Annotated in this window: 18 protein-coding genes; 16 read left to right on the top strand and 2 right to left on the bottom strand. The window is 44.2% G+C overall.

Annotation, left to right across the window (positions count from 1 at the left end):
- The first annotated feature begins 253 nt into the window (after positions 1-253).
- From WJR50_RS13880 to WJR50_RS13825, 12 genes are all read left to right on the top strand, one after another.
- Positions 254-4,669, top strand: a complete 4,416-nt coding sequence (locus WJR50_RS13880) for a hybrid sensor histidine kinase/response regulator transcription factor (protein ID WP_341293893.1) — start codon at positions 254-256, stop codon at positions 4,667-4,669.
- Between the two features lie 351 nt (positions 4,670-5,020).
- Positions 5,021-8,197, top strand: a complete 3,177-nt coding sequence (locus WJR50_RS13875; protein WP_341293892.1) for a SusC/RagA family TonB-linked outer membrane protein — start codon at positions 5,021-5,023, stop codon at positions 8,195-8,197.
- A gap of 6 nt (positions 8,198-8,203) precedes the next feature.
- A complete protein-coding gene (locus WJR50_RS13870) occupies positions 8,204-10,057 on the top strand; it encodes a RagB/SusD family nutrient uptake outer membrane protein (protein WP_341293891.1) in 1,854 nt (617 codons plus the stop codon).
- Between the two features lie 12 nt (positions 10,058-10,069).
- Positions 10,070-10,747, top strand: coding sequence for a DUF3823 domain-containing protein (locus WJR50_RS13865; RefSeq protein ID WP_341293890.1), 678 nt, complete (start codon positions 10,070-10,072; stop codon positions 10,745-10,747).
- A 327-nt stretch (positions 10,748-11,074) separates the two neighbouring features.
- The gene (locus WJR50_RS13860) at positions 11,075-13,096 is read left to right on the top strand and encodes an alpha-L-arabinofuranosidase family protein (RefSeq protein WP_341293889.1); all 2,022 of its coding nucleotides are present in this window, start codon (positions 11,075-11,077) and stop codon (positions 13,094-13,096) included.
- Positions 13,096-14,157, top strand: coding sequence for an arabinan endo-1,5-alpha-L-arabinosidase (locus WJR50_RS13855; protein ID WP_341293888.1), 1,062 nt, complete (start codon positions 13,096-13,098; stop codon positions 14,155-14,157). The genes WJR50_RS13860 and WJR50_RS13855 overlap by 1 nt, the downstream gene beginning before the upstream one ends.
- A 66-nt stretch (positions 14,158-14,223) precedes the next feature.
- Positions 14,224-14,994: a hypothetical protein gene (locus tag WJR50_RS13850; protein ID WP_341293887.1), complete on the top strand. Its 771-nt coding sequence runs from the start codon at positions 14,224-14,226 to the stop codon at positions 14,992-14,994.
- 46 nt (positions 14,995-15,040) lie between these two features.
- Positions 15,041-16,177, top strand: coding sequence for an SGNH/GDSL hydrolase family protein (locus tag WJR50_RS13845; protein ID WP_341293886.1), 1,137 nt, complete (start codon positions 15,041-15,043; stop codon positions 16,175-16,177).
- Positions 16,178-16,310: 133 nt separating this feature from the next.
- The gene (locus tag WJR50_RS13840) at positions 16,311-16,544 is read left to right on the top strand and encodes a hypothetical protein (protein WP_341293885.1); all 234 of its coding nucleotides are present in this window, start codon (positions 16,311-16,313) and stop codon (positions 16,542-16,544) included.
- A gap of 526 nt (positions 16,545-17,070) precedes the next feature.
- Positions 17,071-17,835 carry a DUF6090 family protein gene (locus WJR50_RS13835; RefSeq protein ID WP_341293884.1) on the top strand — a complete coding sequence of 255 codons (765 nt, stop codon included), beginning with the start codon at positions 17,071-17,073 and terminating at the stop codon, positions 17,833-17,835.
- A gap of 108 nt (positions 17,836-17,943) precedes the next feature.
- Complete coding sequence (tmk, locus tag WJR50_RS13830) at positions 17,944-18,573, top strand: dTMP kinase (protein ID WP_341293883.1); 630 nt, start codon at positions 17,944-17,946, stop codon at positions 18,571-18,573.
- Between the two features lie 136 nt (positions 18,574-18,709).
- A complete protein-coding gene (locus WJR50_RS13825) occupies positions 18,710-20,332 on the top strand; it encodes a purple acid phosphatase family protein (protein WP_341293882.1) in 1,623 nt (540 codons plus the stop codon).
- A 212-nt stretch (positions 20,333-20,544) separates the two neighbouring features.
- Here WJR50_RS13825 and WJR50_RS13820 read toward each other — a convergent pair whose 3' ends face one another.
- Positions 20,545-20,703: a hypothetical protein gene (locus WJR50_RS13820; protein WP_341293881.1), complete on the bottom strand. Its 159-nt coding sequence runs from the start codon at positions 20,701-20,703 to the stop codon at positions 20,545-20,547.
- A 498-nt stretch (positions 20,704-21,201) separates the two neighbouring features.
- Between WJR50_RS13820 and map the strand changes: the two genes are divergently transcribed.
- Genes map through WJR50_RS13800 form a run of 4 tightly spaced genes read left to right on the top strand, consistent with a single transcriptional unit; the run spans position 21,202 to position 24,270 of the window.
- The gene (gene map, locus WJR50_RS13815; RefSeq protein WP_341293880.1) at positions 21,202-21,963 is read left to right on the top strand and encodes a type I methionyl aminopeptidase; all 762 of its coding nucleotides are present in this window, start codon (positions 21,202-21,204) and stop codon (positions 21,961-21,963) included.
- Between the two features lie 60 nt (positions 21,964-22,023).
- Positions 22,024-22,611: a Crp/Fnr family transcriptional regulator gene (locus tag WJR50_RS13810; protein ID WP_341293879.1), complete on the top strand. Its 588-nt coding sequence runs from the start codon at positions 22,024-22,026 to the stop codon at positions 22,609-22,611.
- Between the two features lie 53 nt (positions 22,612-22,664).
- A complete protein-coding gene (locus tag WJR50_RS13805) occupies positions 22,665-23,405 on the top strand; it encodes an SDR family oxidoreductase (RefSeq protein ID WP_341293878.1) in 741 nt (246 codons plus the stop codon).
- A gap of 40 nt (positions 23,406-23,445) precedes the next feature.
- Positions 23,446-24,270 carry a glycoside hydrolase family 16 protein gene (locus tag WJR50_RS13800; protein ID WP_341293877.1) on the top strand — a complete coding sequence of 275 codons (825 nt, stop codon included), beginning with the start codon at positions 23,446-23,448 and terminating at the stop codon, positions 24,268-24,270.
- A 66-nt stretch (positions 24,271-24,336) separates the two neighbouring features.
- On the opposite strand, the gene argJ is transcribed toward WJR50_RS13800, so the two are convergent.
- Positions 24,337-25,548 (bottom strand): bifunctional ornithine acetyltransferase/N-acetylglutamate synthase, encoded by a 1,212-nt coding sequence (gene argJ, locus WJR50_RS13795; protein ID WP_341293876.1) that lies wholly within the window; start codon positions 25,546-25,548, stop codon positions 24,337-24,339.
- Positions 25,549-25,556 lie beyond the last annotated feature (8 nt).

Raw genomic sequence — 25,556 nt, 5'->3', positions numbered from 1 at the left:
TTGGTAGTAAGTTAATGGAGAAATTTATCAAAATATTTGAATAAATAAATATTTATTAGGATAATACAATTTTATTTTTTTAGAAAAAGAAGTTTTTGGGGTGATATTAATTATCTGTTTCTGCTTAAAATTTAGGACTTTCATTAGTAATTCAGCCTCATTTGGAGCAGGGGCAGACTGCTAAATCTGTATTAATTATCGTACCTTATGAGTTAATAAACTACATCTTGGGAGTTATTGGTAACAGATCAATATGAAAATCAACCTCTATAGAAGCATAAGTATTTTAATAATTTTAGCGATTTGGGTAATACTTATTTTTCCTCAAAGTCTGTCGGCTCAACACCGTAGCGCCAGATTCCAACATCTTACTATTGAGGATGGACTGGCTCAGAATATGGTAGACTGTATGTTACAGGACAGCCAGGGTTTTCTGTGGTTTGGAACATGGAACGGACTGTGTCGCTATGATGGCTATACTTTTGAAACCTTCAATAGTGAACATTCCCCTTCTTATGGGTTGCTAAATAATTTTATCTATTCTCTTCTTGATGGGCCGAATGGCAATTTGTGGATAGGTACTCAACAAGGTTTGTATGCCTATCTGTATGATCAGGGACAATTTGTTAAGGCTGAAAAAATTTCTGAAGCTGCTTATCCACAGCTAAACACCGCAATTCGTTCTGTGGTATTACACAAAGATTCAGTGTTACTGGTAGCTTCTGACCAAGGCATTTCATATCTAAAGCTCAATAGAAAAAACAGCTTGATCATTTTGGACAAACATTATGCTCTTGGCGTAGGGGAGGATGAGATTAATGGTTCGGTAGTGAATACCATACTAAGTGATAGCAAGAACAATATTTGGGTGGGTACGGATGAAGGAATTACACTTATTGACTCAAATACATCCAAAAAAAAGCATCTGTATCATCAGCCCGATAATCCTAATAGCATATCTTCAAACAATGTGTCATCTATCTATGAAGCTGCTAACGGAGATGTTTGGATAGGTACTGAGTATGGATTAAACCGCTACATGCCTGGCTCCGATACCGTTTATCGTATCTATAGTTTACCTTCGGATTCCTCCAGCCTGGTGCATAATGCTGTTATGGATATCATAGAAGATGGCTCAGGAAAGCTCATCGTAGCTACACTTGGTGGACTTAGCATCAAGCATAAAGGTGAGCATGGGTTTATTAATTACCAGAATGAATACCAGGTGGAGCATAGCCTGAGTAATGATTTTATCAACTGTCTGATGATGGATGATAAGGGAAATATCTGGATTGGCACTGAAAGAGGAGGTATCAACCTATACAATGTAAACCAGAATTCTTTTGAGCATTTTGAGTACAAGGCTGACGACCAGAATACCTTGAGCAATAGTACGGTTAATTCTGTATTTGAAGACTCACTGTATTTATGGATAGGCACTGCTGGTGGCGGGTTGAATCGTTATCATAAACTAACAGGTAAGTTTCACTATTTTCAGCAAAACCCTGAAGAGGAGCAGTCTATTTCCAGTGACTTTGTAACCAGCATTCACCGTGACCTGGAAGGTAGGCTTTGGGTAGGAACATGGGGCGGGGGACTCAATGTGCTGATGAATGAAAATACTGCTAATCCTTATTTTCTTCATTATCATCAGCTACAAAATATAGGCCTGGTAAGTAATTATATTTCTACGATAGCGGAAGATCAGTACGGTGATTTGTGGATAGGTACGCTGAATGGACTGGTGCATTATAATTTGCAGGATAACCGCTTTGACACCAAATTTTCAGATGAAAGCGCTACAAAAATTACCGGAGTAGGCTGCCTGCTATTTGATAAAGACCAAAACTTATGGGCAGGGACTCGTAACGGACTTTATCAAATCCGGTCTGACAAAGCGGGAGAACCTTATTTGGTAAAAAAATACACTCATGATTCCTCTAATCCTCGGACTATTAGCGGCAACTATGTGATTTCTGTGTTGCAGGATGAAGATGAAAATCTCTGGTTCGGTACTTACGGTCAGGGAATCAATAGATTACATGCTGATGGAGATTCCATATGGTTTGAGTCTTTTACTACGAATCATGGTCTGAGCAATAATATTATTTACAGCATACAACAGGATGAGGAAAAAAATCTTTGGTTGGGTACAGACTATGGCTTGACTCGTTTGTATCCGCAGACAGGTAAGGTCAGAAATTTCTACATGGCCGATGGCTTGTTGAATAATCAATACTATTGGTCGGCTTCCTACAAAAACGATGAAGGGAAGCTGTACTTTGGAGGTATGGACGGACTGGATGCCTTTTATCCGGATTGGATCAAGGAAATAGAGCAAACTTCTGAGGTGGTGATCACTGATATCAGGCTGCTCAATGAATCAGTAGTGCCTGGGAAGGTGTACAATGGAGTGGAGGTACTTCAGCAAAGCATTTCCAAAGCCGGAGAAATTAATCTCTCATATAAGGAGAATATACTGGGGATAGAGTTTTCTTCTCTCAATTATCAGGAGCCAGACATGATACGCTACGCTTATATCCTGGAAGGCCTTGAAAAGGATTGGAATTATGTCACCTCCGACCGAAGATATGCCAGCTACACCAATCTTAAACCAGGTGAATACACGTTTAAAATCAAAGCTTCTGGCTCCAATGGTGAGTTTAATGATAAAGCTAAAGCTATCATGATCCATATCGCTCCTCCATTCTGGGAAACACTTTGGTTTAGAATACTGAGCCTGATTTTGTTTGTCGGTTTGATTTTTGGCTACATCCGACTGCGGACCTATACGCTCAAGCGGCAGAAACTGGTCTTGGAAAGACAGGTAAAAGAACGAACCGAAAGAATCAATCAGCAGAAAGAAGCCCTCTCTTTTCAGGCAGTACAACTGCAGCGTAACAACAGCGAACTGGAAGAACAGCAGAAACTTATCAGTGGACAGAATCAAAAACTTGAGCATCAAAACAAAGAGATCCTGAGCCAGAGAGACGAACTGATTCATCTGAATAAAAAACTGAAACTCGTAAGTCAACTGAAACTAAGTTTCTTTACCAACATCTCCCATGAATTCAGAACTCCTCTGACTTTGATCCTTAGTCCCTTGGAAAAGTTGATGCATGAGAAAAGCCTTGGCACTGAAGTACAGCATACCCTGACATTGATCAACCGTAATGCGCAACGCCTGCTCCATTTGGTCAACCAGATTATGGACTTCAGAAAAATTGAAAAAGGTAAACTGGAATTACAGGTCAGGAAGGGAGATATTAGTGAACTCTGTCAGAATGTATTTCACGCTTTTGAACCTCTTTCCGAGCTTAAGAAAATCAAGTTCAATTATCAGGAGGCTGAGCTACCACAGGAAGTTTGGTACGATACACAGAAACTTGAGAATATCCTCTATAATCTGCTTTCCAATGCTTTTAAATATACCCCGCAAAAAGGTAAAGTAAGTTTTGAAGTAAAAGGATTAACCTATAAGGAGTCCAGGCTAAAAGCACATGAAAGCCTGACCCATGACCACAAAACGGTAATCAGTATCAGAATTTCAGATTCAGGCATTGGCATCAGCGAAGAAAATTTACCACTGGTATTCAAACGTTTTTACCGAATTACTTCGGAAGAGGCGTTTAAAATCAGCGGCTCAGGCATAGGTCTGGCCCTCACCGAAGAGCTGATTAAAACACATCACGGAGAAATCTTTGTGGAAAGCAAATTGGGAGAAGGTTCGGTCTTTGAGATACAGTTTCCCTGCTTAAAAGGTGCTTACGAGACAGACGAATTAACGGATAGGAATCAGGAAGGGCTTAATCTGCATCAGCAGGTGGAGATGCTCAAAAATGAGCTTATGGTGAGCAAAGAAGAGGTAGAAATTAATGAAGTTCCTCAAAGCTTTGATAAAGCCAAAGCTACTATTCTAGTTGTGGAGGATAATGTTGATTTGAGGAAATTTATTAGTCTGCGCTTGTGCAAAACCTATAATGTACTGGAAGCCGGTGATGGCGAAGCAGGTATAATGCTAGCCGAAAAATTTAATCCCGAGCTGGTAATTAGCGATGTAATGATGCCCAAAGTAGATGGTTTAAAACTTTGCGCCAGCCTTAAAAATAATCTGAGTACCAGCCATATTCCCCTTATACTGCTCACTGCAAAAAGCACGGTAGAAAACCAGATAGAAGGATTGGAAATAGGTGCTGATGACTACCTTCCCAAGCCCTTTAACTTTGAAATACTAGAGGCCAGAGTACATAATCTTATAGAAAACAGAAATAAACTCAGGCAGTATTTTTTACAGGCGGATGATTTCAGTGTTACTGACGCTACATCCAATAGAAAAGACCAAAAGTTTCTGGAACTTGCTATCCAAACTGTAAAGGCTAATATGGAGAATTCGGGCTTTGGGGTGCAGGAATTAGTAAAAGAAATGGGCATCAGCCGTAGCTTGTTGCATAAAAAACTTAATGCCCTTACCAACCAGTCTGCGACAGAATTTATCAATCATCTCAAAATGAAGATGGCTCAGCAACTGCTCAGGCAAACAGAAATGAATATTTCCGAAGTGGCTTATGCAGTAGGATACAATGACCCCAAATACTTTTCACGTCTTTTTAGTAAACATTTTGGTCAGTCCCCTACAGATTTTTTAAAGAAAGAGATCAGTATTGATTAATAAATTTACACCAAATCAACGCATCCTTTGAGCTTGGTTTAATTTTACCGATAAATCACTGTTGTTTTTATAAAATGTTTTAGGTGTACAAATATATCCACCAATAAAAAACATTAGTCCACCCCTTCCTCCCTCCCTTTTGTCACTTTTAGACATAAGCTAAATATGCTTTAGCCTGATATTTCAACGCAATAAGTATATATGCGCAGTATTTCAACAAACAAGTTCATAATCTTCAAAGCGAGGATTTCCTTAAACAGCAGGTGGACTTATGGATAAACCGCTTTAAAAAGAGCTCACCTGGTGAGCTGCCAACTAGAACTAATACATTTTTTATAAACCTAAAACACTATGAATGATATTTACTTACCCCTCTTAGCCGGGCTGAAGAGGTATAGGCGTACCAGCTACTTGTGCCTCTCTTTCATTTTGTGCTTCATTTTTCAGGCACCTTCTGCCTGGGCACAGTCCAGAACAATTGATGGTCAGGTCACGGATATAGAATCTGAAGAGCCATTGCCAGGTGTCAACGTACTTGTTAAAGGTAGTACTACCGGTACAGTTACTGACATTGATGGAAATTACAGGCTTACTGTTTCTGAGGATGCTGATATACTGGTATTTTCATCAGTAGGTTATGCGCCTGAAGAGGTAGAAATAGGCAGCCAAAGTACGATCAACATCAACCTGGCACCCGATATACAAAACCTGAGCGAAGTAGTGGTGGTTGGATATGGTACGCAAACCAAAGAGACCATCACCGGTGCGATAGGAAGTGTTGACTCTGAAGAGCTTACTAAAATTCCGGCAGTCACCACATCGGGAGCACTCGTGGGTAGAATTCAGGGAATCACTACCCGCCAGGGAGATGCAAGACCTGGTGCTGCTACTTCATTACAGATACGTAATCTCGGTACCCCTTTGTATGTTATAGATGGTATTCCTTCTGATGAAGCACAATTCAATAACCTGGGACCAAATGATATAGAAAGTATTTCCATTCTGAAAGATGGTTCGGCAGCCATTTATGGTTTAAGGGCTGCCAATGGCGTAGTGCTGGTGACTACCAAAAAGGGAAAAGCTGGCCAGGAGGCGCAGATCAATCTGTCAGGTTACTATGGCTTACAGAATTTTACCCGCTATCCCAGACCGGCCAATGCTTACCAGTACCTGAGAGCGAGAGTAGAGTCTGAAGTGAACCTGGGAAGACCTGCTCCGGCAGATATCTCACCCGAAGAGTTGGAAAGATGGCGACTCGGTACTGAGCCTGGTTATCAAAGCTTTGATTATTATGATTTTGTGATTAAGCCTAACGTGCCCCAGTACTACCTGAATGGTAATGCTTCGGGGGGAAGCGAAAATGCCACGTATTTCGTTTCTTTAAGCCACCTCAACCAGGATGCACTGATTGATGATTACAACTTCAACCGTACTAATTTTCAATCCAATATAGAGGTTACACTTACTGACGGACTAAGGATAGGTACACAACTGAGTGGTAGAATTGAAGACCGCCAACAGGTAGGCGTACCGGGACTGGATGATTACTTCAATCCTTTCCTCAGTATTTTCTCCATGTGGCCTACTGAAAGGCCTTACGCCAACGACAATCCCAATTACATCAACACCACCCACAATGTGAATGTGAATCCGGCAACCTATACCGAAGAAATAACCGGATACATAGATGATACCTGGAGAACGGTAAAAGGAAATTTCTACGCTGAATATGATTTTGACTTTGGTCTTTCCCTCAAAGGTACTTATTCCTACTCCTTTGCCAATCTGGATTTTGATGGCTTTGAGTATACTTATGATACCTATACCTATAATGAGGATACTGATACATACGAAATCACCGGAGGTAATCAAAACCCCTGGAGAGAGAGGCGCAGAGAAGATCTGATAGACCGGGTAGGGCAGTTTCAGGCATCATACCAAAAGGCCTTTGGCGACCATAATATCAGTGCTTTATTGGGATTTGAGCGGGTAGACCGTCAGCGACATTATCAGGTAGTGCATACCGTTCCGCCGAATAATTATATCCCCATCATGTCATTTAATGATCAGGACCTGTTGATAGATGAGTTGAGCGAAGAAGCACGCCAGGGATATATTGGTAGGTTTAATTATTCATACAAAGACAAATATCTTCTGGAAGTCTTAGGTAGATACGATGGCTCCTTTCTCTTTCCTGAAGATAGCCGCTACGGATTCTTTCCAGGTGTTTCTGCCGGATGGAGAATATCCGAAGAAGCCTTTATGGACAACGTTAACTTCATAAGCGAACTGAAATTAAGAGCATCGTACAGTTATATTGGAAACGAAAGACTCTATCAGAACAATGCATTTGTCATCGCTCCTTACAGCTATTATGCTGGCTACGATTTTCTTACAGGAGCCGGGGGAAGCGCTGTGCTGAATGGTGGCCTGGTGCCGGGAGTAGACCCCAGAAACCCACCCATTAACAATTTCTCCTGGATTGACAACATTACTACCAATATTGGTATAGATATCGGCTTGTTTGAAGGCAAGTTATTTGGTCAGTTTGATGTGTTTGAAAGAAGAAGAGAAGGATTACCCGCCGGTAGATATGATGTTCGTTTACCCGATGAAGTAGGTTATACTCTTCCTGTTGAAAATCTGGAATCTGATGCCCACCGTGGTATTGAAGGTGCGCTGACCTATACTGGTAGAGTGAATGACCAAATCCAGTTCAAAATCGGAGCCAACGCTACGCTGTCCCGATGGAGATTCCTGGAGCGTTACAAACCTCGCTATGGTAATTCATGGGATGAATACCGCACCGCTGTAGAAGATCGCTGGGCATGGATACAGTGGGGGTATGAAGTAGTAGGGCAGTTCCAGTCACAGGAAGAGATTGACAATTATCCTATCAATAATGATTTACAGGGAAACAGAACTCATCTGCCAGGCGATTTGAAATTTAAAGATGTCAATGGGGACAATATCATCAATAATATGGATGAGAGGCCCATCGGGTATGGATTGGGACGGAATCCGTACCTGAGCTTTGGCATCAATGGTGAAGTGTCCTACAAAGGATTATCTATGTCCTTTACTTTTGCTGGTGCTTCCCTACAGAGCTACAACCGTAACTGGGAGCTACGTTATCCATTCCCTAACAACGGAACTTCACCCGATTATTTGTTTGAAGACAACTGGAGAAGGGTAGACCCTTACAATGCTGATAGTGAGTGGGTTTCTGGAACATATCCTGCTATCAGGAACGACTGGGGGCACCCTAACTACTCTCGTACTTCCACATTCTGGATGGTCAACATACAGTATATCCGTTTGAGAAACCTGGAAATAGGATACAACTTACCCAGCTCACTATTGGATAAGGTTGGAATTAACAGTCTAAGAGTATACGCTAATGGTACCAACCTTTTCTCTATAGACAATACCAAAGACTATGGTTTTGATCCGGAAATTATCCCGGAAAATGCCCTGGTATATCCACAGCAGCGCTTGTTCAACTTTGGTTTCAATTTAACTTTATAACAACCTATGAAGTATATCAAAACATTAATGCTCTCCGCATTAGCGATAGCCATATTTTCCTGTGAATCTGACTGGTTGGAAAGGGAGCCCAACACAGTTCTGGTAGATGACCAGGTGTGGAACGACCCTGATTTGATTCTGGGTACCATATCCAATTTCTATGACCGATTGCCAGCACATTACTCTCTTACCGGTGGCTGGACAGAAATGGCCGCTTATACCGATGCCATGTGGTCGGGCTTTGCGAATAATGAAGGCTTAAATAACATTCCTGCTTATCCTATCTGGCGATGGAATTACTGGGACTACGGACTCATCCGTGACATCAATTTGTCAATAGACAAGATAGAAACAGAGTCTACTGCTTTGAGCGAATCCCAGAAGCAGCAGTTCACAGCGGAGCTAAGATTCATAAGAGCCTATATTTACTTTGAACTGGTGAAGCGTATGGGTGGTGTACCCTTGGTAACTGAGCAGCTTATTTATGACTTTAGCGGTGATCCTTCTTATCTTCAGTTACCGCGCAGCAGGGAAGAAGAAGTATATGACTTTATCGCCTCGGAGGTTGATGCCATAGCTGATCAATTGGGTAATGATGGAAGTGCAACCCGGGCCAACCGATTTACTGCAATGGCGCTTAAAAGCAGAGCGATGCTGTATGCAGCGTCAATTGCGAAGTACAACAACCAGATGCCGGTGCCTATTAATACACCGGGAGGCGAGGTAGGTATCCCGGCTTCCAGAGCCGATGAGTATTATACCGAATCACTGGAAGCTTCACGCATCATCATCAATGAAGGTCCTTATGCTTTGTATCAGAATAATCCCGATCTGGGGGCTAACTTCTATGAAGCGGTTACTTCCAAAACGAACAATACAGAAGTCATCTGGGTACAGGATTTCCTCTTATCAGCTGACAAAAGACATCTGTTTGCTTATGAAAACATTGTCCGCTCTATTCGGGAGGATAACCTGAGTTCATCAGCAATCACACCCTCATTGGGTCTGGTAGAAAGGTTTGAGTACCTGGATGGAAGTTCAGGTGAACTGAGAACCCGTACTGCGGATGACAGCGACTATATCTACTATGATAATCCTGAAGACATATTTGCCAACAAAGATGCCCGCTTGTACGGAACCATAGTCTATCCCGGCGCTACCTTCAAAGGACAGGAAATAGTGATGCAGGCCGGAGTAATGGTCTGGAATGGTCAAAACTACGATATTGTAGAAGATGCTTTGGGTACAACATATGAGGATGGAGGAGTATTAACAGCGCTGGCTGGTCCTCACCGTACCACTACTGAAGTCTCCAATACTGGTTTCTACCTCCGCAAGTACGTGGATGATGCGCCTCAGTCCAGTACCCGGGGTATACAAAGCGATACTTGGTGGGTCCGCTTCCGTTTGGGAGAAATTTACCTCAATGCTACCGAAGCCGCTTACGAATTAGGCCTGACCGACGAAGCTCTGGGCTATGTCAACCGCCTCAGAGAGCGTGCCGGATTTCCGGCCAACAGTTTGGGAGCGGATGACCTGACATTAGAAAAAATACAGAATGAAAGAAGCGTAGAGCTTGCTTTTGAAGACCATAGGGTGTGGGACCTTAAGCGCTGGAGAGAAGCGCATGAAGTATGGAACGGCGCCATAGAAAATCCTGAGGCTAGCGTATATGCCATGTACCCTTATCGTGTAGTGCATCCTGACGATCCCAGCAAGGACGGCAAGTATGTCTATATGAAAATGAGGGCCCCTCGTTTCCTCGCACCCAGATTATTCCAGCTGAGCAATTATTATTCGGAAATACCCATCGGTACATTGAATAATAATCCCGAACTCGTAAGAAACCCATTCCATTAATTGTATTGCGTCATGAAAAGTATTCAACATATATATATTGTTTTTCTTTTAGCAGTAGTCACATTATCAGGCTGCGAACTGGATAACTTTGAGCCGCCATCATCCACCCTCACTGGACAAATCGTCTACAATGATGCTCCTTTAGGCCTAAGAAGTGATGGTGTACAATTAGAGCTTTGGCAGTATGGGTATGACGATTTTGAAAAAATACCCGTATTTGTGGCCCAGGACGGCAGCTTTTCTGCCGAACTTTTTGATGGTGACTACAAACTGGTTCTGCTCAGAGGAAATGGTCCCTGGCTGGAGAGAGAAGACTCCATAGACGTTAATCTCAACGGCAGTGCCGAGATTGATGTGGCGGTTAATCCTTATTACATCATTGGAGATGAGAACATCAGTGGCAGTGGAAATATGGTAAATGCCACATTTTCGGTAGAAGGCGTTAATCCGGTACTGGGCGTGGAGTATGTTTCGCTTTACATAGGAGAGTCCATGATCGTGGATGAAGTACGCAAAGAAGGGGAGATGATCCTGCCCGGTGCAGAAGTTGAAGTGGGTACGCCCCTGAATCTAAGTGCTGAGATACCAGCCAGCATATCCGGCAAAGGCTATGTATTTGCTAGGGTAGGTGTAAAAACCGCCGGGGTAGAAGAAATGCTCTACTCGCAGGTACAAAAAATTGAATTGTAGTGCTAGGTTGTTGATTACGAGATACTTCTGCATGTGAGTAAGCCATAAGCAAACACTTAGCATCTTAGGGGTAAGTATGCGCAACAAAAGAGTAAGCTTATTTGGGAGGAAAGAAGTATCTCGTTTTCCAATGTCTATTCATTTGCTGCTGATAATCAATAAACAACTTCTCATTTGACTTTAGGCTGTTCGTAGCATTTCATTTCATTGAAAGATTGGGTATAATGGTAGAAGGTTGAATTTATCTTCAGAATTGTCTAAGGCTTTGTGAAGGTTGACAGCTCTATTTAACCCTAACGATCAAGCAAATAGCCAATAAATTATCCTATGAAAAACAGTATGAATGGTTTAGTATGGTATGGTCGCTCCGCTTTGTGTTTACTGCTACTGTTGATACATGCTCATCTGTTAGCCCAGTCCTCTTCTGGAAAAGATTCACACCATTATGTGATCAATGTAGCTGATGTAGTGACAGAAATACAGCCCACCATGTACGGTATTTTCTTTGAAGATATCAATTTCGCTGCCGATGGAGGCATCTACGCGGAGATGATCAAAAACCGTTCATTTGAGTTTGATGATCCGCTGATGGGGTGGGAACAGCCTAAGAGCGACCGCTTCTCCATGAATGATCACTCCGGTTTTGCTTCGGCTCTTAAAGGGTCAACCGCCAATCCTAATACAACTTTCCTTCGCGTTACGGTTAAAGCAGATACCGGTTATTTGCTAACCAATACCGGCTTCAGGGGAATGGGCGTAAAAGAAGGAGAAGATTACAACTTTAGCGTGATGGCCCGACAGCAGGAGGGAAACTCCAGAATGCATATTGCCTTAGTGGATTCATTGGGTAATTCTCTTGGAGAAACCACAGTTTCGCCTTCAGGCAATGATTGGAAAACCTACGAGGCTAACTTTACCACTACCGGTACAGAGATGAAAGCGCATCTTGAGATTCAGTTTGAAGGTAAAGGTGAAGTAGATCTTGATATGGTTTCGCTCTTTCCTGCCAACACCTGGAAAGATCGTCCTAAAGGCATGCGGGCCGATCTGGTACAATTGCTGGACGATCTGGACCCCGGCTTTCTGCGCTTTCCCGGAGGCTGTATCGTAGAAGGTCGTACACTTGCCCGCCGCTATCAGTGGAAGAAAACAGTGGGCGATATAGAAGACCGTGAACTGTTGATCAACCGCTGGAATACGGAATTTAGTCACCGCCCCACACCCGATTATTTCCAGAGCTTTGGGCTGGGCTTCTTTGAGTACTTTCAGCTCGCTGAAGATATGGGAGCTGAGCCTCTGCCTATCCTGAGTTGCGGTATCGCCTGCCAGTTCAATACCGGAGAACTGGTGCCTATGCATGAACTGGACCCTTATGTCAATGATGCACTTGACCTGATTGAGTTTGCCAATGGTTCTACTGATTCTCCCTGGGGTAAGGTGCGGGCTGATATGGGACATCCTGAGCCTTTCAACATGAAATACATCGGCATAGGTAATGAGCAGTGGGGACCGGAATACATCAAGCGTTACAAAGTGTTTGAGGAGGCCATCAAATCCCGTTATCCGGAGATGATCATCGTATCGGGCAGCGGTCCCTTTCCTGATGGCGAAATGTTTGAGTATGGTATACAGGAGCTTAAGAAGCTGGATGCTGAGATCATTGACGAACACTACTACCGCAATCTCCAGTGGTTTCTGGATAATGCCGATCGCTACGACAGCTATGACCGCAATGGCCCGAAGATATTTGCTGGAGAATATGCTGCGCAGAGCGTAGCCATTGCCAGCCCAAACAATAAAAACAACTGGGAATGTGCTTTGGCCGAGGCAGCTTTCATGACCGGCCTGGAGCGCAATGCGGAAGTAGTACACCTCACCTCTTATGCACCTCTCTTTGCCCATGCCGATGGCTGGCAGTGGACACCCGACCTCATCTGGTTCAACAATCTGGAAGCTTATGCTACGCCTAATTATTATGTGCAAAAGCTATTCTCCACCAACAGAGGAACGCATCTGCTGAAGCTAAGCGAAGATGAAAAGCCGGTAATCGGGGACAAAGGGCTTTATGCTTCCGCTGTCAAAGATGCGGAGAACGGGCAGCTTATCATAAAAGTGGTCAATACCACTGCTACTAACCAGCAGCTGGACCTGGAAGTAGAGGGAGCATCAGGCATTGATCAGAGCGGAACGATGACAGTGCTGAAAAGTAAGAGGCTGGAAGAGGAGAATTCTTTTGTGTCACCCGAAAATATTAGTCCGGTATACGAGCGCATTGACATTACAGGAGAGCAGTTTACAGTAGAGGTTGCGCCCTATTCTTTGTCGGTAATCAAATTCGGAACAGAGTGATGAAAAAAGCATTAGCATTAGAAACCTCCAGCACTTATTTATCAAATACGCTCTTCATATTAGGAATATGTTGTATTCTAAGCTTCAGCGTTGTTAATAACTGCCTAGCCCAGCAGACAGATATTCGTGTACACGATCCGGTGATGATAAAGGAGGGAGATACTTATTATCTCTTCTGCACGGGAAGGGGTATCTCTGTTTTCTCCTCTACCGATATGCAAAGCTGGAAGGAAGAAGAACGCGTATTTGATGAAGCTCCCGAATGGACGCAGGAAGCGGTTTCCGGCTTCCGTGGACATTTCTGGGCTCCCGACATCAGTTACTACGATGGCAAATATTATCTGTATTACTCAGTCTCAGCCTTTGGGAAGAATACTTCGGCCATTGGCCTGGTCACCAATACCACGCTGGATGCCGATGACCCGGATTACCAATGGGAAGACCAGGGGATGGTCATACAGTCGGTGCCTAACCGGGATATGTGGAATGCGATTGATCCTAATCTTATCACCGATGAAGAAGGTTATCCCTGGCTGTCATTCGGTTCCTTCTGGGGCGGACTCAAACTGGTCAGGCTGATACCCAATAGAGATGCTTTGGCGGAGCCAGAGGAATGGTTCACTATTGCCAGCCGTGAGCGTAGTCCGGGCCTGGCTGATGCGCATCCGGGCGATGCCGCGATTGAAGCGCCTTTTATATTTAAAAAAGATTCAATGTACTACCTCTTCGCCTCCTGGGACTACTGCTGTCGGGGTGAGAATAGTACCTACAAAGTGGTGGTAGGCAGATCGGAGCATGTGACCGGCCCTTATCTGGATAAGGAAGGAAAATCTATGGCAAAAGGAGGAGGCTCATTGGTGATAGAAGGTAATCAGGATTGGGCAGGGGTAGGCCATAACAGCGCCTATACTTTTGAGGACAAAGATTATCTGGTCTTCCATGCCTATGATATCAATGATAATGGTCATGCCAAGCTGAAGATTGCCGAGATCAACTGGGACAGTGAAGGCTGGCCAGTGGTCAACCAGAATATACTGACAAGTGCGCTTCAAAAACCCTAAATTCATTAATAAGACTGTGTTCAGAGGGAAAGAATGCGTAAATTATCATAGCAACCAGCCTAAGCTATGGCACGCATCCATCTGTTTGAATTTGAAGACCTGCCCTGGTTTCCATCTTTTTTGAGAAACTACGGTACCGACTTTTTGCAGTTTCTGGCCAACCAAACGAAAATGTACCAGCCAGCCATTCCTCTGCTGCAAAAAGGATTGCAGAATAGTGGCACTGCTCAAATCATAGACCTTGCTTCGGGAGGTGGAGGAGGGCTACTATGGCTAAACAAAGAACTCTTAAAGTCTACTCCCCAGCTCAAAATCCTGCTCACCGATTACTTTCCCAATACCGATGCTTTTGCCTATACCAAAAAGCAGGCGGAAAATATAGATTACCTTACAGAGCCGGTAGATGCCAGAGATGGGCCCGAGAAGCTTAAAGGCTTGAGAACCCAGTTTTTGTCCCTGCATCATTTCACACCGGAAGATGCCCGTCGCATACTGCAAAATGCGGTAGATGCTCAGCAGCCCATCGCCATATTTGAAGCGCAGGAAAGAAGTTTCAAAAGCTTCCTGGCGATGTTCTTTTCACCCATTACCGTACTACTTACTGCGCCCATGATCCGTCCATTCAGGCTGGGCAGAATACTGTTTACCTACCTCATTCCGATCGTGCCTTTATTCGTATGGTGGGATGGGATGGTCTCCTGCCTGAGAACTTATTCGGTGAAGGAAATTCAGCAACTGGTCAGCACGCTGGATAATAAAGATAGCTTTAACTGGGATATCGGTAAGATGAAGTCCGGTCCGGGCGTTATCCTGTATTTGCTGGGCACAAAGAAATAATCATTACCTTGGAATTTGTTTAATAACAAGCAGCAATTCTACCTCTATGATGATGATTCTTTGGCCGCAGCCTAAACTTTGTCTTTCTTTTCTTTCCCTTTGGCTCATTTCCATGCTCATTACCAATGTTAATATGCTGTATGCGCAGGAGCAGACCGAACAGGACAGCATACAGTACTATGGAAAAGAGCATTTTCTGATTGAAGGGAGCTGTGTAGACGAATCTCTCAAAGCTAATCCCTACTTCCGCTTACCGGATGCTTATCAGGAAAAAGTAAGAGAGCCGGTCTGGAACCTGTCCAAATCCTCCGCTGGATTGACAGTGCGCTTTTTATCCAACTCTTCCAGCATCAGTGCGAGATGGACGGTACTCAATGATGCGGATATGCCCCATATGGCGGAGACCGGGATCAAGGGACTGGATTTGTACTTCAAACATCAGGGGAAATGGCAATACGTCAATACCGCCAAACCCACTGGAAAAGAGAATAATGCACTGCTGGTAGAGCATATGAGCACCGAGAGGCGGGAATACAAATTGTTCCTTCCCCTCTATGACGGCCTGGAAAAGCTGGAGGTTGGCATTGACTCGGCTAGTGTGATACAAAAACCTGAACCTTTAAGGCAAAACCCTATCATTTTCTATGGTACATCTATCACCCAGGGAGGCTGCGCTTCCCGTCCCGGCATGGCGCATACCAGTATCATCTCCCGAAAGCTGGATGTGGAAGTGGTCAATCTTGGCTTTAGCGGGAATGGCAAGATGGAAGCACCCATTGCTGAGCTAATCGCTCAAACTGACGCCCGCTTTTATGTGATTGACTGCCTGCCCAATATGAAGCCGGACGAGGTAAGTGAGCGTACGATTCCTTTGGTGGAGATCATCCGTCAGCAAAAACCCGAAATACCCATCGTGCTGGTAGAAAATCTCATCTACGAAGGGGCTTATCTCAATCAGGAGCTGAACGAATTGCTTATGAAAAAGAACGCAGCCCTTCAGGAAGAATATAAAAAACTACAGGAAAAGGGATTGAAGCATATCTATTATGTGAGCCATGAGGGAGCTTTGGGCGATGATCATGAAGGAACAGTAGATGGGGTGCATTTTACCGACCTGGGTTTTCTTCGCTTTGCCGATCATCTGCTGACCAACTTTGAGGCTTTTGGGCTGCTTGATGAATAGCCTCTGTGCTCTCAGTATCCTGCTTGTTGGTTTAAGTATCAGGATGGAGTGAGAAAAGCTTTATCCTGAACCTTACACGCACTGGCTGTAACAACTTAGGCTTAAGTCGGGCGGAAACTACGTAAATAAGCTTATGTTTTACGTGAATCTCTATGGATTGGTCTGTAAGTCGTACTACTTTTACACTGCTCCACTAGACGCAGCCTTGCCAACTTACGTTTGCTACGTAAATCCACCTGACTTTGCCCAAAAGTCAGCCGGATTTACGTACAATCCACCTGACTTGGACTTAAAGTCCTATGACTTTGGCATCAATCCTAGGAAGAGAAGTGCTTTAGACTCTTATAAATACGTAGAATCGCTTTGACTTGCTCCTGAACTCACAGAGGTAAAGAGCACTTCCTTTTATACCTGATGAGGCGGGTAAGCCCCTTTCTTACCAATCATTAGACATTATTCTGGTTATTGCCAAACTAAAGCTTATTATACTGTGTCATCCCGTAGTCTTGCGAAGGGATCTTAGCCAAACCGTAGTGGACATCATGAAAGTTTTTAATCTGCACAAGTGGTTAAGATTCCCGCGCCACATCGGCTCCATTTCAATGCGGAATGAAAAATATCTTTATACCCTAAGCCTTACAGTCATGCCGTCAGGCATCTTGACCATACTAAAAGTCCAATAAGGTTGAGGGGAAAACGGTCAAGATTCCTTCACTTGGAATGAACTGTTAAAGCGTACCAAATATTCTTCTTGTTACTAAGGGATGGAAGTTTTATCCTAAGGAATACTGCCCCAATAGTCAGCACATTTATTATCTTGTAGGGAAAAATGCATCGGCAGCTACAATTACCATCATGCTAGGATGCTGCCTTGATGATAGCTTCTTAACGCAATGAAATTCTTCCGCAATATTAGAAGACAATTCCTGACAGAGAGCAGGTTTGGCCGATATCTGCTCTATGCCATCGGTGAAATTGTGCTGGTGGTGATCGGTATCCTGATTGCCCTGAGTATCAACAACTGGAATCAAAACCGTATCATTCGGGAAAAAGAGCAGTTTTATCTGAACGCGCTAAAAAGTGAGTTTGAGAGAAATAAGGCCAAGCTGCAAACCCTGATGGAGGTGAATCAGCAGAATTATGAAGGTGCGAAGACTATTGCCGGATTGATCAGTGAAGGTGTGCTTCCCAGCGAGCAGGAATTATCCGAACTGCTCTACCATGCTTTTGCCTCAGAAATTGTTTACAACCCTAACAACTCCTTACTCAACGAAATGATCAGCTCGGGCAGCCTGAAAGATGTGTCCAATGCTGAACTCAGAATTTACCTCACCTCCTGGGAATCGGTGATTGATAACCTGCGTAGGCAGGAAGAAAGCCTCCGTCAGCAGCGGGAAGAGATGATAGACCTGCTCAGAACGGATGCCGGGAGTGTAAGAACCATCTTTGATCTGAGTGGTATATCCACCCAGGAACTGGATATTCCCCAAAGTGAGCAGCACTACAGCAACCTGAACTTGCTAAGCTCCCGCGCCTTTGAGAACAATCTGCTGCTCTATATCTCCAACAGTGTGAGCACTGAATACGTCCACTACCAACCCCTGATGGAGCTGATTGATCATATACTACAACTGATAGAAGGTGAGATTGAAGACTAGTATTCTAATCTGTTTGCAACTGCAAATTTAAATTATCATTCTCTGCCTAATTGATCCATACCTCCTATCTTTGGCGCGGATAGTTTTAGAAGCACAGACCGATAAGCCATGACAAAGAATGTAATGATCGCCCTGGAAGGGATAGACGGAAGTGGAAAAAGTACGCAGATTAAGCTGCTGGCAGAGCAACTGGAGAAGGCAGGGTACAAAGTATATACTACCTTTGAACCTACCGACAGCCCCATCGGTAAGATGATAAGGGACATCTTCAGTCACCGCATGGAAGCCGATCATAAGGTCATCGCCGGACTGTTTGTAGCCGATCGTCTGAACCATCTGCTGAGTAAAACCGAGGGTATCATGAAGAAGCTGGAAGAAGGCTATACCGTGCTGACCGATCGTTATTACCTCTCTTCTTATGCCTATCATTCCGTGCATATGGAGATGGACTGGGTCATACAGGCCAATGCTATGAGTGCGGAGCTATTGCGCCCTGCTCTCAACATCTTTATAGATATCTCCCCGGAGATCAGTATGGAACGCATCAATAAGGGGCGCGACACTACCGAAATGTATGAGACGCTGGACAACCTCAAGCTGGTGAGAGATAAGTATTACGAAGCTTTTGATAAGGTGAAAGATGAGGAGAACATTTTCATCACTGATGGAAACCGTTCACCCGAAGCAGTAGCCGCAGATGTATGGAAAGAAGTAAGCCGAATGCTGTCTGAAAAGTAAGAAGTAACGTATTGTTAACACGCATTACTTCCTCTCTACCAAAATAATCAGGAATTTTGGTCATTCTGCAAAGTATGGGCTAGCCTAAATACTGACTATCCCTATATTTGTTGAGCCTTATTAACCTTAAACACCAATGACCAAAAAGATTCAAGCTTTTATCCTGCTATTGCTAGGGCTGAGCTTTCCTGCGCTCGCTCAGAATAATGCCTCTAGCGAAATCACCATTAAGCCGTATCTTCAGGATGCTACGCCTCATTCCATCAAAGTGATGTGGGAGACCTCTTCGGGAGAAGAAAGTATCGTAGAGTGGGGCACCTCGCCCAAGCTGGGCAAGAAAACGAAAGGAACAGCTTTCCCTATCAACTATACCGACGCCCGCGTGCATGAGGTAGCCCTAACAGAACTGGACCGCCTGACCCTGTATTATTATCGCGTCAGAACCGGCAAAGCAGTTTCAGATATCTATCAGTTCAAAACTCCCCCTTTTGCCCGAGACGAGCAGGCATTCCAGCTGGTCGCTATGAGCGATATGCAGATTGACGACGGCAAGCCGGATAAGTTTGCTGAGATTGTGCAGGATGGCATTCTTACTTACCTGCAAAATGAGTTTGAGGGTGAAGTACCGGAGAACCTCGCCCTGGTGATGATCCCCGGCGACCTGGTATCTGATGGCGGGGTGTATGAGCAATGGAGAGATCATTTCTTCGCGCCTGCGCAGGACTTATTCTCTAAGGTTCCGGTTTATCCGGTTCCCGGAAATCATGAGCGTAACTCCCAGTATTTCTTTAAGTATTTCAGCCTGCCCAGAAACGGCAGTCCCGAATTTGACGAGCACTGGTGGTACAAAGACCACGGCAATGTGCGCATCATTGGCCTGGACTCTAACGAAGGCTATCGCAACCGTACACAACTGGGCTGGCTGGAAAATGTACTAGATCAGACTCGTGACAATGACTCCATTGACTTTGTCTTTGCCCAGTTGCACCATCCTCATAAGTCAGAACTCTGGCTGGATGGGGAAGAGGATTTTACCGGAGAAGTGGTGAAGAAATTGGAGGCTTTCAGCACTGAAACCGGCAAGCCCAGTATACATTTCTTCGGGCATACGCATGGTTATTCCCGTGGGCAGTCCCGGGATCATAAGCATTTGTGGATCAACGTGGCTACTTCGGGTGGCAATATTGACTACTGGGGAGAGTTTGCCCAGCAGAACTATGATGAGTTTACCGTAACCCAGGATGAATACGGCTTTGTGATGGTAGAAGTAGACCCCAATCAGGGCGATCCTAAGTTTACCGTGAAGCGCTTTAGCCAGGGCAATGAAAACCTGGAAAGAGACAATGAGCTGAGAGACAGTGTCACCGTATGGAGATTTGACAAAAAACCAACTGCGCCTCAGGCCATTTCTCCTAAGAATGAAAGTGTTAACGTTTTCAATATCCTGCTCAAGGCCAATGCTTTCAGCAGTGATCTGGCAAGTGCTGAACATGGCGCCAGCCACTGGCAGGTAGCCACTACTGAGGATTTTAAGGAGCCGGTCTTTGACAGTTGGAAGCAGTTTGAAGACTGGTATGCCTATCAGGATTTGCAGAAAGACGATGACCTGACCGATGAAAAGGTAAGAAAGCTCAATGAAGGTACGACTTATTTCTGGCGCGTGAGGTACCGAGATAAAAACCTCAATTGGAGTGAGTGGTCTGCTCCGGCCAGCTTTACTACCGAAGGCCAGGTAACCAATCAGTCGGAAGAGGAGTAAAGTACTCGCTTTGGGCTTTGTTAATGTAAGAGCGGATTTTGAATTGAAGCAAAGCTCCCGGATCTGGTAGCCTGGTAAGTCATACTTTGAGAAAAACAAACCTGCTACCAGATACAGAAAGTAAAAAGGAGAAGACTTTGTATCAGTCCGGTAAAGTAACTTTGACAGTTTTAAAAAGTCAGAGTACAGAATAGCTTGAGTGAGCCTTGATATTAGTCTCCTTCAGCTTCTTCTTTACGATCATCACCATACTTTTTGTGCATAATATAAAGTATATAAGATGTGCCAAAGCTTGTGGTTAGGCCGAACATAATAGATATCCAGAAGCCGACCTCCTTTGGATTGAAAGACCCGTGCGGGGCAAAGGCCATAAACCACAATGTTAGGAATACAACGCTAATTAATGACCTTTTCTTTTGCTTTTTATTGATATACATAATTAAACAGTTCATCTACGACATGAAAGAAGAAGCTCAACAGCAATGCACGCTATAGCTCCACTGAAAAAACAGGCAGCGGCTCCTGGTACAGCCCCACTAACACCATCCGTAACTGTTTCAATAATGGGGAGAAGTGAATGAATCTGCTGTTGCACCAGCGCAATAATAGCAAGTGAAGAATCTTTTGTATTCTAATTAATATAAAATTCTCAACTTTTTTAAATTCAAATATTAAGCCATTATACTCAAATATTGTAAGTGAATTCACTACTCATTTAAACCACTTAAGCCAAAGCAATAAGAATTTGTAAATAAATAATAATCCTGCATTTCAGTTTGTCTGTGATGCTTAGGTGTACCATCATTTTATGCTATCTTTCGTTTCATCATTTACTACTCATTGTTCATTCATCACTATTCATTATTATCATGTCCATTACCTCACAATCAGAACTGCTCGGCATACAGAAAGTAAGCGAAGCCGTAGGCATTACCTTAAAAAAGATGCGTGACTTCGCACAGCCCGGTATGAGCACTGCCGAACTGGATGAGTACGGAGGAAGCCTGTTGAAGGAAATGGGGGCCAGGTCTGCGCCCCGGCTCACCTATGGCTTTCCCGGCTGGACCTGCATCAGTGTCAATGAAGAAGTAGCTCACGGTATCCCAACAGCCAAAAAGGTATTGAAACAAGGTGATCTGGTGAATATAGATGTTTCTGCTGAACTGGATGGTTTCTGGGCAGATAACGGAGGCTCGTTTGTACTGGGTAATGAGGTAAATCAGCATACTAAACTGGTAGAGGCTTCTCAGCGAATACTTTATAAAGCCATTGGCAGGATCAGAAGTGGCGTACGCATCTCAGACATTGGCAGAATGATAGAAAGTGAAGCCAAAAAGTCTGGTTATCGTGTGATCAGGAATCTGGCAGGACATGGGGTAGGCAGAAGCCTGCACGAAGCCCCGTTGGAAATCCTGAACTGCTACGATAAGTATAATCGTGAACGCTTTAAAAAGAACTCGGTGGTTGCCATAGAGACTTTTATTGCTACGCATTCCACGATAGCCCGTGAAGAAAGAGATGGCTGGACACTCAAAGGCAACAGAGGTGGCTATGTTGCTCAGCATGAGCATACGATCGTCGTCACCGATGGTGAAGCGATCATCCTTACAGAGGCCAATGAGATTTGGTAAACTCAGATCTGGCAGATTTCTGAAATCTGCCAGATCTTCTGTTCATCAAAAATTCATGTAATGGAAAACCTAATGATTCAAAGTATACGCTCAGTTGTTGATCTGCCTGAGGAACAGGAACAGAAGCTCCTCAGCATTTGCAAGCCTCAGTCACTCAGCAAAGGTGCCTTTTTTATCCGGGAAGGTCAGGTGCCCCGTAAGTTTGCTTTCATCAATAAAGGGCTCTTTCGTTACTTTTATGTAGATGATAAAGGAAATGAGTTTTCCAAAGGTTTTTTTCCTGAAGGATCGTTTCTGAGTTCTTACAGTGCCATGATACAGGAAACGCCTTCTCATTTCACCATAGAAGCGCTGGAAGATGCAGAAATTCTGGTGATTGACTATGATGCCTGGAATGATTTACGCTCCCAACACCAATGCTGGATTGAATTTCTGCTATTCATGATGGAACAAGCCTTTTTCATCAAGGAAACCCGCGAAAGAGAGTTCTTAATCTATGACGCGGAAAAACGCTATTTACTATTTCTGGAACGCTATCCCGGCCTGGATCAGAGAATCAGGCAACACCTCATCGCTTCCTACCTGGGCATCACTTCAGTTGCCCTCAGCAGAATCCGAAGAAAAATGGGCGTCGTTAACCTAGGTTAATGCAATTCTGTCTTCACTACGCTTCCTTTGAGTATATTCAATTAAAAGTGTAGATGATGAAATTACAAGATAATACAATTCTGATCACCGGTGGCAGTTCCGGTATCGGTTTAGAACTCGCCAAAGTGCTGACAAGCAAAGGTAACCGCGTGCTGATTTGTGGTCGTTCCAAAAGCAAGCTGGAAAAGGCCCTACAGAGCATACCGGAGCTGGAGATTTTCGCTTGTGATCTAGCGCTTCAGTCTGAGCGGAAGGAATTATTTCAGTGGGTAGCGGCAAATCACCCTGATTGCAATATGCTGATCAACAATGCGGCCATTGTTCACCGCACCGACTTTAGGAAAGATGAAGCGATGGTGGAGAAAGCGGAAGCAGAAATTCAGACCAACCTCATGGCACCCATTGCCCTGACCAAGCTTTTTTTACCGCTGCTTGAAAAAAATGCTAATCCGGCCATTATCAACATTACCACCGGTTTGGTGTATGCTCCTAAAGCAGCTTATCCCATTTATAATGCCACCAAAGCGGCACTGCACTCTTTTTCCCAGGTGCTCAGACATCAGTTGCGTGAGAGGCAGGTGAAAATTATAGAGGTGCTGATGATGGTAGTGGATACGCCCTGGCATGAGGGCAATGCACCTGATATGGCCATTAGTCCTCAGCAAGCAGTAGCAGAGATGTTGAGCAAACTGGAAAAAGGACAGCAGGAGATCAAGGTGGCCAAAGTAGGCATGCTCAATCTCCTGTCCAGAATCTCACCCACGCTGGCTTTCAAACTGATCAACAGAACTTAGAAGGATAATAAGTCTGCTGAAAAATGGTATTTTGCAGGCTATGAAGATGATATTACTCACCTTACTGACTGCTTTATGTGTTCTGGGTTTTTCTTCAGGAGACAAAATGGTGCAAGAACCGATGAAAGACCTTGCGCTGGTCTTTGAAGACAATTTTGATAGCCTCAATACGACTTACTGGACAGCAGGTAGCTTGAGGGATAAAGCCAGCGGTGATATCGTGCCGGGTGCCAAAGGCGCACATCTACTGGGAGATCAGTACGATGGTTATATCACTGCCGAAGATGTGTATGTGGAAGATGGAAAACTGGTGTTGAGAAATCAGAAAAGAGACTTTCAGGGCAGCGATCCTGAGGGTGATTTTGACTACACCAGCGGTTGGGTAATGTCTATGCACAAACTGCATATGAACAAAGGTTATGTAGAGGTACGTGCCCAATTTCCTTCCGGAGATAAAGTATGGCCTGCCATCTGGCTGATTTCAGAAAACCTGGTCTGGTGTCCTGAGTGGGATTTGTTTGAATATTTTGGTTACCGCCAAGGTGTAGGTAAAGACATTATGGGTAATCATCTGTGCCACGGTGCTTATCCCGATCAGCAATGGGAGGAGCATTGGATTCGTAGCTTTGACGCCACTTACCAGAATGAAGCATGGCATACCTACGGTTTTGAGTGGACAGCCGATAAAGCTACATGGTACATAGATGAGCAGGAAGTACACACATTGGATGCGGATTCAGTGGCAGCCTGGCCGGATGAAGATATGTACCTGGTACTCAACAATGGCACCCGGACAGAAGCCCCGGACACGAATACAACTTGGCCTAATTATCTCAAGATTGATTACGTGAGGATTTATTTATGAGTGAGATTAAGACATTAAAAAAAGGAGCAAAAAGCTCCCTTCTTAAACATAAATATCAATAAGTCTCTAAGTCGTATATACTGAATTGAAGACTACATAATCGGTGGTGAGGTCGGCACCCCAGCCTTCAGCTTCGGCATCTCCGCTTTTCATATCCAGGTGGATGCGTATATGTGATTCACGAAGAATCTTTTTCATATAGTTGCGGTCAAACTCCAGCGGCTTGCCATCTTCCAGCACTTTAACAAGTGTTTTCTCTTCCCCGATATAGAGGTCCACGTCCTCATAATTAAAAGGTACTCCGGCATTACCCGCTGCACAAATCACCCTTCCCCAGTTGGGATCACGGCCATACATGGCAGCTTTGACCAGCGTTGAGTCTGAAATATTACGTACCAGCTTGCGGGCGGTAAGTTCGTCAGGCGCATTGACAACCTTGTATTCAATAAACTTGGAGGCACCTTCACCGTCGGATACAATCAGCTTGGCCAGGTGCTTCATCATTTCCTCCAACTGATGCAGAAATTCATCATAACCCGGATCATCTTCCGACTGAATCTCCTGATTACCCGCCAATCCGTTAGCCAGTACGCCTACCATATCATTGGTAGAGGTATCACCATCTACGGTAATCATATTGAAAGAGGTATCAACTGCCTGTTTTACCATCTTTCTCAACATCTCAGGAGAAATGGCCACGTCGGTACAGATAAAGGCCAGCATGGTTGCCATATTCGGATGAATCATACCAGAGCCTTTGGCGATACCTGCCATGTTTGCTTGTTTGCCGTCAATCTCAAAATCTACAAAACCTTCTTTAGCAAAGGTATCAGTAGTAAGAATAGCATTGGCAAGGAAAGAACCTGCATTAGATTTGTTACTCAGCTTCTTCACGTTTTCACGTATTCCTTCAACAATCTCTTCTGTGGGAAATGCTTTGCCGATGAGTCCAGTGGACGCAACGAGGACTAATTCTTTGTCTATTCCCAGTTCTTCCGCCATAGTCTCCACCATTGCCTCTGCACCTTGTCGGCCTTGTTCTCCGGTGCATGCATTGGCATTACCTGCATTGATCACTATTGCCTGTGCCTTGCCATTGGCGATATGACGTTTGGAAACTTTGATAGGTTCAGCGACCACTTTGTTTTGAGTAAAAGTAGCGGCCGCACTGGCAGGTACTTCAGAAAAGATAAGAGCGAGGTCCCTCTTCATGGATTTTACGCCGGTGTGGGCTCCCCAACAGCTGAATCCTTTAACATTAGTTATATTTCTAATCATGTAAGCTA

It is taken from the genome of Catalinimonas locisalis (assembly GCF_038039535.1).
Taxonomy (GTDB): Bacteria; Bacteroidota; Bacteroidia; order Cytophagales; family Cyclobacteriaceae; genus Catalinimonas.
This window is presented reverse-complemented; position numbering and strand designations above follow the sequence as displayed.

Excerpts from the sequence above, each read along its gene's own strand:
- WJR50_RS13880 (WP_341293893.1), top strand. The coding sequence starts at position 254 with ATGAAAATCAACCTCTATAGAAGCATAAGTATTTTAATAATTTTAGCG.
- WJR50_RS13875 (WP_341293892.1), top strand. The coding sequence starts at position 5,021 with ATGAATGATATTTACTTACCCCTCTTAGCCGGGCTGAAGAGGTATAGG.
- WJR50_RS13870 (WP_341293891.1), top strand. The coding sequence starts at position 8,204 with ATGAAGTATATCAAAACATTAATGCTCTCCGCATTAGCGATAGCCATA.
- WJR50_RS13865 (WP_341293890.1), top strand. The coding sequence starts at position 10,070 with ATGAAAAGTATTCAACATATATATATTGTTTTTCTTTTAGCAGTAGTC.
- WJR50_RS13860 (WP_341293889.1), top strand. The coding sequence starts at position 11,075 with ATGAAAAACAGTATGAATGGTTTAGTATGGTATGGTCGCTCCGCTTTG.
- WJR50_RS13855 (WP_341293888.1), top strand. The coding sequence starts at position 13,096 with ATGAAAAAAGCATTAGCATTAGAAACCTCCAGCACTTATTTATCAAAT.
- WJR50_RS13850 (WP_341293887.1), top strand. The coding sequence starts at position 14,224 with ATGGCACGCATCCATCTGTTTGAATTTGAAGACCTGCCCTGGTTTCCA.
- WJR50_RS13845 (WP_341293886.1), top strand. The coding sequence starts at position 15,041 with ATGATGATGATTCTTTGGCCGCAGCCTAAACTTTGTCTTTCTTTTCTT.
- WJR50_RS13840 (WP_341293885.1), top strand. The coding sequence starts at position 16,311 with ATGTTTTACGTGAATCTCTATGGATTGGTCTGTAAGTCGTACTACTTT.
- WJR50_RS13835 (WP_341293884.1), top strand. The coding sequence starts at position 17,071 with ATGAAATTCTTCCGCAATATTAGAAGACAATTCCTGACAGAGAGCAGG.
- tmk (WP_341293883.1), top strand. The coding sequence starts at position 17,944 with ATGACAAAGAATGTAATGATCGCCCTGGAAGGGATAGACGGAAGTGGA.
- WJR50_RS13825 (WP_341293882.1), top strand. The coding sequence starts at position 18,710 with ATGACCAAAAAGATTCAAGCTTTTATCCTGCTATTGCTAGGGCTGAGC.
- WJR50_RS13820 (WP_341293881.1), bottom strand. The coding sequence starts at position 20,703 with ATGGCCTTTGCCCCGCACGGGTCTTTCAATCCAAAGGAGGTCGGCTTC.
- map (WP_341293880.1), top strand. The coding sequence starts at position 21,202 with ATGTCCATTACCTCACAATCAGAACTGCTCGGCATACAGAAAGTAAGC.
- WJR50_RS13810 (WP_341293879.1), top strand. The coding sequence starts at position 22,024 with ATGGAAAACCTAATGATTCAAAGTATACGCTCAGTTGTTGATCTGCCT.
- WJR50_RS13805 (WP_341293878.1), top strand. The coding sequence starts at position 22,665 with ATGATGAAATTACAAGATAATACAATTCTGATCACCGGTGGCAGTTCC.
- WJR50_RS13800 (WP_341293877.1), top strand. The coding sequence starts at position 23,446 with ATGAAGATGATATTACTCACCTTACTGACTGCTTTATGTGTTCTGGGT.
- argJ (WP_341293876.1), bottom strand. The coding sequence starts at position 25,548 with ATGATTAGAAATATAACTAATGTTAAAGGATTCAGCTGTTGGGGAGCC.